This window comes from Gottfriedia sp. OAE603, from assembly GCF_040543965.1.
GTDB classification, from domain to species: domain Bacteria; phylum Bacillota; class Bacilli; order Bacillales; family Bacillaceae_G; genus Gottfriedia; species Gottfriedia solisilvae.
The window spans coordinates 1353842-1364949 of sequence record NZ_JBEUNN010000001.1 but is presented as its reverse complement, the minus strand read 5'-3'; the positions used below and the strand labels follow the sequence as shown (position 1 = coordinate 1364949).

12 protein-coding genes and 1 other annotated feature are annotated in these 11108 nt (G+C 34.0%); all 12 genes read right to left on the bottom strand.

Annotation, left to right across the window (positions count from 1 at the left end):
* Positions 1 to 30 precede the first annotated feature (30 nt).
* Positions 31 to 1326, bottom strand: coding sequence for a uracil permease (gene uraA, locus ABID96_RS06800; protein ID WP_192602036.1), 1296 nt, complete (start codon positions 1324 to 1326; stop codon positions 31 to 33).
* Positions 1327 to 1457: 131 nt separating this feature from the next.
* Complete coding sequence (gene pyrR, locus ABID96_RS06795; protein WP_192601369.1) at positions 1458 to 2000, bottom strand: bifunctional pyr operon transcriptional regulator/uracil phosphoribosyltransferase PyrR; 543 nt, start codon at positions 1998 to 2000, stop codon at positions 1458 to 1460.
* Between the two features lie 185 nt (positions 2001 to 2185).
* Complete coding sequence (locus ABID96_RS06790) at positions 2186 to 3094, bottom strand: RluA family pseudouridine synthase (protein ID WP_192601368.1); 909 nt, start codon at positions 3092 to 3094, stop codon at positions 2186 to 2188.
* Positions 3091 to 3549, bottom strand: coding sequence for a signal peptidase II (gene lspA, locus ABID96_RS06785; protein ID WP_192601367.1), 459 nt, complete (start codon positions 3547 to 3549; stop codon positions 3091 to 3093). Before lspA ends, ABID96_RS06790 begins: the two co-directional genes overlap by 4 nt.
* A gap of 73 nt (positions 3550 to 3622) precedes the next feature.
* Entirely contained in the window at positions 3623 to 3943 is a 321-nt protein-coding gene (locus tag ABID96_RS06780) for a TraR/DksA family transcriptional regulator (RefSeq protein ID WP_088000286.1), read from the bottom strand.
* 220 nt (positions 3944 to 4163) lie between these two features.
* Positions 4164 to 4946: a CAP domain-containing protein gene (locus ABID96_RS06775; protein WP_377896770.1), complete on the bottom strand. Its 783-nt coding sequence runs from the start codon at positions 4944 to 4946 to the stop codon at positions 4164 to 4166.
* A gap of 81 nt (positions 4947 to 5027) precedes the next feature.
* Complete coding sequence (gene ileS, locus ABID96_RS06770; RefSeq protein ID WP_192601365.1) at positions 5028 to 7784, bottom strand: isoleucine--tRNA ligase; 2757 nt, start codon at positions 7782 to 7784, stop codon at positions 5028 to 5030.
* A gap of 227 nt (positions 7785 to 8011) precedes the next feature.
* Positions 8012 to 8233: a binding site (T-box leader), on the bottom strand.
* 56 nt (positions 8234 to 8289) lie between these two features.
* Complete coding sequence (locus ABID96_RS06765) at positions 8290 to 8775, bottom strand: DivIVA domain-containing protein (RefSeq protein WP_088000280.1); 486 nt, start codon at positions 8773 to 8775, stop codon at positions 8290 to 8292.
* An 85-nt stretch (positions 8776 to 8860) separates the two neighbouring features.
* Positions 8861 to 9634 carry a YlmH family RNA-binding protein gene (locus ABID96_RS06760; protein ID WP_192601364.1) on the bottom strand — a complete coding sequence of 258 codons (774 nt, stop codon included), beginning with the start codon at positions 9632 to 9634 and terminating at the stop codon, positions 8861 to 8863.
* Positions 9635 to 9699: 65 nt separating this feature from the next.
* Positions 9700 to 9960, bottom strand: a complete 261-nt coding sequence (locus ABID96_RS06755; RefSeq protein WP_192601363.1) for a YggT family protein — start codon at positions 9958 to 9960, stop codon at positions 9700 to 9702.
* 4 nt (positions 9961 to 9964) lie between these two features.
* Positions 9965 to 10420: a cell division protein SepF gene (locus tag ABID96_RS06750; protein ID WP_192601362.1), complete on the bottom strand. Its 456-nt coding sequence runs from the start codon at positions 10418 to 10420 to the stop codon at positions 9965 to 9967.
* A 6-nt stretch (positions 10421 to 10426) separates the two neighbouring features.
* A complete protein-coding gene (locus ABID96_RS06745) occupies positions 10427 to 11104 on the bottom strand; it encodes a YggS family pyridoxal phosphate-dependent enzyme (RefSeq protein ID WP_192601361.1) in 678 nt (225 codons plus the stop codon).
* Positions 11105 to 11108 lie beyond the last annotated feature (4 nt).

Sequence of the window (11108 nt, the reverse complement as noted above, 5' to 3'; positions counted from 1 at the left end):
TTTTAGAGTGCTCTAATCTATCAATTGTGTTTATGAAGCTTTTTCATTGTTCATTTCAATATTTCGATCTCCACCAATTTTTTCTGGTAGAACTAAATTTAGTATTACTCCGATTAGTGCGGCTAATGCCATTCCTTCAAGTGTGAAGACATCTCCAACATGTAAAGTTGCTCCGCCAATCCCTAATACTAGGATGACAGATGCGATTACTAAGTTACGTTGTTTACTAAAATCAATTTTATTTTCAACCAGTACTCTTAACCCGCTAGAAGCGATAATTCCGAAAAGTAGTATTGAGATACCACCCATTACTGGTGTTGGGATTGAACTTATGATTGCTGAAATCTTTCCGACGAATCCGAATATCATTGCGAAGATTGCTGCACCGACGAACAGGTAAACACTGTAAGCTCTTGTTATGGCTAAAACACCAATGTTTTCACCGTAAGTTGTCGTTGTTGGTCCACCGATTAGACCTGCAATCATTGTTGACACTGCGTCTCCGAAAAGTGAACGGTCTAAACCAGGATCTTTAATTAAATCTTTCTCTACTACATTTCCAAGTACTACTTGGTGACCTATGTGTTCAGAAATTGTTACGATTGCGACTGGTACAAAGATGAAAAGTAACTGTAATGTTATTTCTGGCGTGTAGTCTACGAATGGTACTGAGAAATCAGGTATTTCGATCCATTTTGCTTCTGCGACTTTCGAGAAGTCTACGATTCCAAAGCAGATTGAAGTAATATAACCGCCGATAATTCCGACTAAGATTGGTATGACTGATAAGAACCCTCTTGTGAATAATGCTGTTACGATTGTGATTGCTAATGTGATGAGTGCGATTGTGATTGATGTTGAACTATATTTACCATCTGCTCCATTCATTGCCATGCCTACTGCTACTGATGATAAGCCTAAGCCGATTACGATAATGACTGGTCCAACTACGATTGGTGGTAATATTTTAAATAACCATTTTACGCCGACTTTGTTAATGACAAGTGCGATCACCGCATATACAATCCCTGTGATGAACACCCCTATAAATGCTGCTCCTGTTCCAAGATTCTTTATAGCGAAGCTCATGGGAGCGATGAATGCGAATGATGATCCTAAGTAAGAAGGTACTTTACCTCTTGTAATTAATACGAAAACGATCGTTCCTATCCCACTTGAAATTAATGCGATTGCTGGAGAAATTCCGATTAAGATTGGTGCTAATACCGTTGCACCAAACATTGCGAATAAGTGCTGTATACTTAGGAAAAACCATTGACTTAAACTTGGTTTTTCATTGATTTCTAAAACTGGTTTTTGTTTTATCATTTAGATTCCCCCATTTTTTCATAAAAAAAACTCTTTGTGATTTACACAAAGAGTCCAATACGTTGCTAAGAAGACAGCAACTAACTAGACCCTTTGGCGGCCTCTCTGGACCACATTAAAAGGGACTTTTAATTTTCAAATATGCTTACTTTATCATGTTCATCTGTTTCCTTTAGAGCTACGACTACTTTTTCATCACTTGAAGTTGGAATGTTTTTACCAACATAGTCTGCACGAATCGGAAGTTCACGATGTCCACGGTCTATTAATACTGCTAGTTGAATTTGTGATGGTCTACCTAGGTCCATTACAGCGTCCATTGCGGCACGAACTGTTCTCCCTGTGTAAAGTACATCATCAACTAAAATAACTTTTTTGTTTGTTAAATCTACCGGTACATTTGAACCTTTCACTAACGGTTCTTTGTTTTCCGTCTTAGTTGTTAGATCATCGCGATATAGAGTAATATCAAGGTCTCCCATAATTACTTCTTTACCTTCAATTTGCTTAATTCTTTCTGCAATTCGTTGAGCTAAGAAAACACCTCTTGTTTTAATCCCAACTAGAACGACATCTTGAATGCCTTTATTATTTTCAAGCATTTCATGAGCAATTCTAGTTAATCCTCTTCTAATTGCAAGTTCGTCTAAGATGATTGCTTTTTCGTTCATTTCCCTTTACCTCCTACTTTTTATTTTGTAGAAGCAAAAACCCTCTTGCCCGATGGACAAGAGGGTAGCACAAAAGGATACAGTTATCCCTTTTATATTCCGCTTCCTTCTCAACCTCACGGGGTTGTGTTAAAGGTTCATTCAACTGTCCTCATTATGCCTCACTAGGCATAAGTTGTCAACAGTTATCTTCTTAAATTTTCTAATACATCTTCCATTACTTTTGGAATAGGTGATGAAAACTCCATATATTCACCTGTTCTTGGATGCTTAAATCCTAATACTGCAGCGTGAAGTGCTTGCCCATCAATATCAATTGTTTTTCTTGGACCATATTTTGGATCTCCAGCTAATGGGAAACCAATATACTTCATATGAACACGAATTTGATGTGTACGACCTGTTTCAAGCTGACATTCAACTAATGTAAACTCTTCAAATCGTTCTAGTACTTTAAAATGCGTTACAGCTTCTTTAGCATTTTCTTCAGTAACTGTCATACTTTGACGATCTGATTTATCTCTTCCGATTGGTGCATCAATCGTACCCTCTTCATGCTGAATTACACCATGAACGATTGCAATATATTTACGAACAGTTGTTTTTTCACGTAATTGTTCTGCAAGTTTTTCATGAGCTACATCATTTTTAGCAACCATTAGAAGTCCTGATGTATCTTTATCAATTCGATGAACAATTCCTGGTCTTAAAATGCCATTAATTCCAGATAAATCTTTGCAATGATACATTAATGCATTCACTAAAGTACCAGTTTCATGACCTAATGCAGGATGAACTACCATACCACGAGGTTTATTGACAACGATAACATCACTGTCTTCGTAGTAAATTTCAAGTGGAATATTCTCTGCAATAATTTCTAAAGGCTTTGGATCAGGTACTGAAACTGATATTTCATCGCCTTGTTTCACTTTGTAATTTCGCTTTACTTTTTCACCATTTACTAATACCAAATCTTCTTTTAACCAGATTTGTACTTGTGAACGAGACCACTCTTCATTTTGGGCTGTAATAAAAGTATCGATTCTTTCTAAATGTTGTTCTTCTTCAACTGCAAATGTAAAAACTGTCATTCCTTAACTCCTCTTTTTTCTTCCAATAAAGTAATAATAAATAATAAGACGACTCCAATACAAAGTGCAGAATCGGCAATGTTAAACACAGGAAAATCATATCCAAAAATATAAACATGTATAAAATCAACAACTTCTTTACGGAAGAAACGATCGATAAAGTTTCCAATCGCGCCACCTAATACCAGACCTAAAGAAATAGATAATAAACGATCATTTTTCGCATGCTTTTGAATAAAGTAAACCACAGCTACAACGAATACAAGTGTAATAATGTAGAAAAAGAACATTTTACCTTGTAACATTCCCCAAGCCGCTCCTCTGTTACGATGAGATGTTATGTAAAAAATATTTTTAATGATTTCAATATTTTCACCTAAATACATCTTCTTTAATACTGCAAGTTTGGTTAATTGGTCAATTAAAATGACAATTAGTGCAATAATATATGCCATATTTATCCCCTACCTTATTAGATATCTCATAAAAGTTTAGCATAGGGGACAAGTTTATACAATGAAATACAAATCAGTAATAATTTCTGACAAAACTAAAGTCATCAATTGTTCTTCCTGTAGGAAGAACTTTTAGTTTCTCTATTGGAATTTGTGTTCCCGTAACTTCACAAAAACCATATAATCCATTATCAATTTTTTGTATTGCAAGCTCTATATCATATAAATCATTCTTCATATCATCAACAAGAACTTGATGTTTCATTGTTTCCTCATATAATGAAAGATGAGGTTCCACAATATTTGAATGAATTGGTTCAGAAAATAAACGATGTAGCAATTCATTTTTAATCATTTCGAGCTCTTGTCTTATATGGTAAATTTCATTGCTCATCTTGTTCACTCCCTTTTTTGAATGTAAATATAATTTTCCCAGAACTGACATTCATAAAAGGTGAAAGTTTTTCCTTTAAAGGAAACTGATAAAGATATTCCCATTTATAAATCACTGAGTTTAAGGATTCACTATTATAAAATAAATGCTATTACGAATATAAAAAAGACTGTCTATATAGACAGTCTAAAAATTGGATTAACATAAGCCTTTTGTAATATCAGTCAGTAAATTGTTGTGTCCAATAAGTTCCTACTTTACCAACACCTAGATGCGTGAAGTTTTTGCTCATGATGTTAGCTCTATGACCTTCAGAGTGCATCCAATCATACATTACTTGTGATGGTGTTGTTTGACCATGTGCAATGTTTTCACCTTTATACCCACCATTAAATGATAAAGTTGAATGATACATACTATTTGCATTACTCATAGTTTGTGACCATTGTTGAGCAGTTCCATTTAAGTAGCTAGTAAGTGTTAAAGGTTTTAATCCGCTTTTACCACGCTCAGTATTTACTAAATCTAAAATTTGTTGCTGAGTAGATGAACTAGTACTTGCTCGCGTAGTAGATGTTGGTGCTATATATTTCACATATTTCTTTTGAATATATCTTGTTTTACCTTTGTAACTAATTTTCACAAACGATCTATTGTAACCTGAGTAAGTGATTTTTTGATTTTTAGCTAAATATCCAACTGTTTTTGAACTAAAAAATGGCTTTTCTTTAATTGATAATTTAGAGACAGCTATTGCTCCAGATGTTGCTCCAGCACTTCCTGCGCCAACTCCTAAAATCATAGGTAAAGCTACTGCGATCCCTAAAATTGTTTGAGATACTTTTTTAAATGTATTTTTCATGTTGTACTCCTCAATAATTGAATTTTCGTAATCGTTTACAAAATAATCATACAGGAATACATACACACATACAACAAAACAAGCAATAAGGTAAAATTTACTATTATGGAATTGATTTGCTCTAGGACTAGTCTGGTCCATTATTTCCTTCCTTTTTTGAAAATGAAAAAAAGCCGAAAGTTTAACTTTCGACTTTTCTTCAAGTGTTCCCGCAATTTTACATTACATTTCTTTTACTACACTTGCACAACGTAGGCATAATGTTGAATGTTCTTCATCTTTTCCTACTTCTTCTGTAACGATCCAACAACGTTCACATGTCTCACCAGTTGCCGATGAAACTTCGATACTTAATGTTTCAAATTTTTGTGCTGTTTGTGGAACTTGCGTATCACGATCAGCTACTTCAACTTGAGATACAATTAATAATTGTTTTAAGTCTTCATTAATTGATTCTAATAAATCTGATACTTCTGCATTAGGATAAATTTTAACTGAAGCAGTTAATGATTTACCAATTACTTTTTCATTACGAGCAACTTCTAATGCTTTTAATACATCATCACGTAAGTCCATGAATTTTTCCCATTTCGCTACTAACTCAGTCGTATTTCCAAAATCATTAACCTCTGGCATTTCAGTTAAGAAAATGCTATCAACTGATGTTCCGGCCATATGCGTCCAAACTTCTTCAGCTGTGTGAGGTAAAATTGGTGCAACTAAACGAGTAAGAGCTTGTAATGATTCATGTAATACAGTTTGAATTGCTAAACGATCTTTATTTGATTTTGGTTCGATATATAATACATCTTTTGATAAATCAAAATAGAATGAACTTAAATCAGTTGTACAGAAGTTTTGAATCGTATGATAAACAGTAGCAAATTCATATTTTTCATAAGATTCACGAACTGTTTTTACAACATCATTTAATTTCACAAGCATGTATTGATCTAATTCACGAAGTTCATCAAATTTTAATGCATCCGTTTCAGCATTAAAGCCATCTAAGTTACCTAATAAGAAACGGAATGTATTTCTGATTTTACGATAAACTTCAGCAACTTGTTTCATTAATGCATCTGAAATACGAACATCAGATTGATAATCAACAGAAGCTACCCATAATCGTAAGATATCTGAACCATATTGATTCATAATTTTTGAAGGAAGAACGATGTTCCCGATAGACTTACTCATTTTACGTCCTTCACCATCTAATACGAAACCATGACTCACTACAGATTTATATGGCGCTTGACCAGTTACAGCAACACTCGTGCTTAGTGAAGAGTTGAACCAACCACGGTATTGGTCTGAACCTTCTAAATACACATCAGCTGGGAATGATAATTCTTCACGAGTTGTTAACACAGCTTGATGTGAAGAGCCGCTATCAAACCAAACATCCATAATATCTTTTTCTTTAGTAAATTTACCATTTGGTGAACCTGGATGTGTAAATCCTTCTGGTAATAATTCTTTCGCTTCTTTTTCAAACCAGATGTTAGATCCATTTTCTTTAAATAAGTTAGAAACATGTTCAATTGTTTCTTCTGTAATGATTGCTTCTCCATCTTCAGCATAAAATACTGGGATTGGTACTCCCCAAACACGCTGACGAGAGATACACCAGTCACCACGGTCACGCACCATGTTGAATAGTCTTGTTTCACCCCAAGCAGGGAACCAGTTTGTATCTTGTACAGCTTGCATTAATTGATTACGAATTGCTTCAATTGAAGCAAACCATTGAGCTGTAGCACGGAAGATAATTGGTTTTTTTGTTCTCCAGTCATGTGGATATGAATGCGTAATAAATTGTAATTTAAGTAAAGCACCTTTTTCTTCTAATGCCTTTGTAATTTCTTTATTTGCTTCATCATAGAATAAACCTTCGAAACCAGGTGCTTCTTTTGTTAATACACCTTTTTCATCAACTGGACAAAGTACGTCTAAACCATATTGTTGACCAACTCGGAAGTCATCTTCACCATGACCAGGAGCTGTATGAACACAACCAGTTCCAGCATCAGTTGTTACATGATCACCAAGAATGACAACCGATTGACGATCGTATAATGGATGTTTACAAACGATACCTTCTAGTTGGCTACCGTTAAATGTATTTTCAACAACAGCATCTTCCCAGCCTAACTCATTTGAAACAGACTCTCTTAATTCACTCGCTACTACAAATTTGTCTCCATTTACTGCAACTACATCATAGCTAAGTTCTGGATGTAAACAAACTGCTAAGTTAGCTGGAATTGTCCATGGAGTCGTCGTCCAAATGATAAATTTCTCTCCACCATTTAAAACATTTTTTCCATTTTCAACTGCAAATGCAACATAGATTGAAGCAGATCGTTTATCTTGATATTCAATTTCTGCTTCAGCTAATGCAGATTCACTAGATGGAGACCAATAAACTGGCTTAAGGCCTTTATAGATTAAGCCTTTTGTCGCCATTTTACCGAATACTTTAATTTGTTCTGCTTCATATTCTTTTTCAAGCGTAATGTATGGACGATCCCAATCACCTAAAATTCCTAAACGCTTAAATTGTTCTTTTTGACGATCAACTTGTTCGTAAGCATACTCTTCACAAAGTTTACGAAATTCGGCTACTGACATTTCTTTACGATTTACTTTTTTGTTTGCTAACGCTTGCTCAATTGGTAATCCGTGTGTATCCCAACCAGGAACGTATGGCGAACGATAGCCATTCATATTATAAAAACGAACAATAAAATCTTTTAAGACTTTATTTAGTGCATGCCCCATATGTAAGTCACCATTTGCATATGGAGGGCCATCATGTAGGATAAATGATGGTTTTTCTGCATTGTGTTTCATTACTTTTGTATAAATATCTTTCGCATTCCAGTCCTCTTGAATTTGAGGTTCACGCTGCGGTAAATTCCCTCTCATAGGAAAATCTGTTTTTGGCATCAATAACGTATCTTTATATTCCATTTGATACTCCTCCTGATTATGGTTTTAATCCATTTTTTAAATAGTCGAGTTCCACATTAACGCATTCTATCCATCTTCTAAATCTTTTAGTAGTAAGGTTACTGTTCATCCAATACAGTAAGGACAAAGAAAATCTTGTATCATAAGATTAAATGAATAAGAATGAATCGTTTAAAACAATCCTAATCGGTAATAAATTGAGCACAAAAAAACCTTTCGCATCCCAAAAAAGGGACGAGAAAGGTTTCCCGTGGTACCACCCTAATTGACTATACATAAATAATATAGTCCACTTAGCATTCGTAACGTGAACGAAACGGCTGTTCTTACTAATGTTCAGAAAAGCTCTCAAGGGTGATTTTCTTTCTATTTTTCTACATCAAGCTTACACTATCCTTGACTCGCTAACTAGATTTTATAGAAGTACTCTTCCCTATCACCGATTAACTATTAATATTTAATAAATTATATGTAAAACTTTACAAATCGTCAAGGCTTCTTAAAATTAGTTTGCTATTTCTTCTGTTTCTTTATCTAAAATATGATCCCAATCTTCATGACTTAACATTTCTAATTGAGTTTCAATTGCCATACGAAGTCTTGTACGGAAAACTTTTGATTGTTTCTTAAGCTCTTCAAACTCCATTGTAACTTTTCGAGATTTGATTAAAGCTTCGTTAATAATACGATCAGCATTTTTTTCTGCTTCTTTTATAATTAATTTTGCTTCTTTTTGAGCATTTCCTTTTACATCTTCTGCTGCTTCTTGAGCAATTAAAATTGACTTATTTAAAGTTTCTTCAATAGTAGAAAAATGTTTCAGTCTTTCTTTCATGTCTAACATTTGTTCTTCTAATTGTTTCTTTTCACGAATTACTAATTCATAGTCCTTGATCACTTGGTCAAGAAATTCGTTTACTTCGTCTTCGTCATATCCACGAAAACTTTTACCAAATTCTTTATTATGAATATCAAGTGGTGTTAAAGGCAATTAAGCCACCTCCAGGTAAGTTCTTAAATATAGGTTAATTATTAGTTTTCGACAGTTTCTACGAATATCCTTCTACATTTTCTGACTATTTTTTGACACCGTACTGAATCCGCCATTTTTCTTTTTTAGACATACCATCTATTGAGAGAAGCATCCCTCTTCCAAACCCTTTAACAGATAGTAAGTCTCCTTCACCACAAATAAATGATGTTGAATCAATTATTTTTTGATTGACTTTGACGTATTCAGCTTTTATTAATGCCTGTGCTTTCTGGCGTGATATATGATAAAACTCACTAATTAACACATCTAGACGAAGTGATGAAATCGTACCATGTCTCGATTGCCAGTCATCTTCTATTTCAACTAGTTCATTAAATGGAATTCTCTCTAATTTAATCGGCGATTTCCCTATAGAATTCAAGTTATTCTCAACAAAAACTGCTATATCCTCGGCAACAATTATTTGAATAACTTCATCTTTTAATAAAATATCACCAAATTTTGCTCTTGTCATACCTAATGACATAAGCGTTCCTAGTACTTGTCTATGTGATAAAGAATGAAATTTCACTGCATAGCTTAAATTAAATGCTGCTAACGAAAAATCATCATCCATTGGGGAATAGTAATTTGGATAAATTATTGCACGTTTTCGCTCACAATTTTCCCGACCACCAAAAAAAGCTACAATACATTCAGATTGATTCCCGATTATGGTACTCATAATTTTTTGTTCCCTTAGATCAAGGAAATCAGTTAACTTTGGTGAGTATCGTTCAATTACTTGATCTTTCCAATTAATCACTTGATCAACAAATACATGCTCTTCTTTTCGATAATGATCGTATATACTCATTGATGCATTCCTCAATTTCTAAACAAAATAAATAGTAAAAAAGAGAACCGTTTCAGATTCTCTTTTTAGAAGTAAGTACTAAGCGCGAATATACCTCTCATTGCAAATTGCAACGTTATTAAAGCTACAATTGGCGAGAAATCAAACATTCCGATTGACGGTATGATACGACGGAATGGCTCTAAGTATGGTTCTGCTATTCTTCCGATAAAACGACCGAATGATGATTGTTGTACTTGTGGAAACCAGGACATAATGATGTGAATCACTAATATCGTTTGATATATTTGTATCGCATGATACAAAATTGATAAAATAAAGTCCATCTATTTACCACCTTTTAATGGATTGTTCTTCCTCAAATAACATATCTGTAATCGTTCCAGAAATGTCAACATTATCTGGCGTACAAATGAATGTATTTGTTCCGATTTTTTTTATATCTCCACTAATTGCATAAACAGTACCACTTAAAAAATCAACGAAGCGTTTTGCTTGATCAATTTGCATTTGTTGAAGATTGATCACAACAGCTTTTTTAGATTTTAGGTGATCTGCAACATCTTGTGCTTCTGCATATTCACGTGGCTGAGCCAATACAACTTTTGACGTCAAGGATGCTCCTCCTGGTATACTTACTAATTTTTGCTTTGAAGTACTACGTTCTTGATGTACTTCTTCATTTACATGCTTTGAAACAGGTTGTTGTTCCTCATACTCATACTCTTCATCTTCATACTCATCATCCATTGCAAAAAAGTTTCTTACTTTTCCGATAAAACTCATAACTAATTACCTTCCCTTTCCAACTAAATCTGTCCCAATGCGAATAAAGGTTGCACCTTCTTCTATCGCAATTTCAAAATCGTTAGACATCCCCATCGATAATTCATTACATGGAACATTTGCTATTTCTAATTTTTTTATTTTCGTCTGTAAATCTTTTAATCCTTTAAAACTATTTCGTATCACTTGCTGGTCCTCAGTATAAGGTGCCATAGTCATTAATCCAACAACATATACCCTATCCAGTTCAGCTAATTGACGAGCAAAATTAATGGCTTCTTCAGGTGATAAACCATGTTTTGATTCCTCACCAGAAATATTTACTTGTATGAAACACTTTAATGGTTCATTCGCTCTTTTTTGTATTTCATTTGCTAATGACATTCTATCTAAAGAATGTAGATAATCTATACGATGGATTATGTCTTTTACTTTTCTAGTTTGTAATGAACCAATAAAATGCCAAACAACGTCGGTGTTAATATGGTCTTGTTTATCTTGTAACCCTTCAAAACGATTTTCACCTAATTGGTTTATCCCAAGCTCCAATACCTCTTTAGCTACATGAACAGAAACTTCTTTTGTAACAGCTATTAGGGTAACTTGGTCGTCGTCACGATTTGAGCGACTTTTAGCAGAACGTATTTGCTCACTTATTCTTTCATAATTTTGTTTGATCGTCATGTTG

What these genes read in the sequence shown, in the direction of transcription:
- ABID96_RS06760 (WP_192601364.1), bottom strand. Translation starts at nt 9,634, where the DNA reads ATGAGTATATACGATCATTATCGAAAAGAAGAGCATGTATTTGTTGAT.
- ABID96_RS06755 (WP_192601363.1), bottom strand. Translation starts at nt 9,960, where the DNA reads ATGGACTTTATTTTATCAATTTTGTATCATGCGATACAAATATATCAA.
- ABID96_RS06745 (WP_192601361.1), bottom strand. Translation starts at nt 11,104, where the DNA reads ATGACGATCAAACAAAATTATGAAAGAATAAGTGAGCAAATACGTTCT.
- pyrR (WP_192601369.1), bottom strand. Translation starts at nt 2,000, where the DNA reads ATGAACGAAAAAGCAATCATCTTAGACGAACTTGCAATTAGAAGAGGA.
- ABID96_RS06750 (WP_192601362.1), bottom strand. Translation starts at nt 10,420, where the DNA reads ATGAGTTTTATCGGAAAAGTAAGAAACTTTTTTGCAATGGATGATGAG.
- lspA (WP_192601367.1), bottom strand. Translation starts at nt 3,549, where the DNA reads ATGGCATATATTATTGCACTAATTGTCATTTTAATTGACCAATTAACC.
- ABID96_RS06775 (WP_377896770.1), bottom strand. Translation starts at nt 4,946, where the DNA reads ATGGACCAGACTAGTCCTAGAGCAAATCAATTCCATAATAGTAAATTT.
- ileS (WP_192601365.1), bottom strand. Translation starts at nt 7,784, where the DNA reads ATGGAATATAAAGATACGTTATTGATGCCAAAAACAGATTTTCCTATG.
- ABID96_RS06790 (WP_192601368.1), bottom strand. Translation starts at nt 3,094, where the DNA reads ATGACAGTTTTTACATTTGCAGTTGAAGAAGAACAACATTTAGAAAGA.
- ABID96_RS06780 (WP_088000286.1), bottom strand. Translation starts at nt 3,943, where the DNA reads ATGAGCAATGAAATTTACCATATAAGACAAGAGCTCGAAATGATTAAA.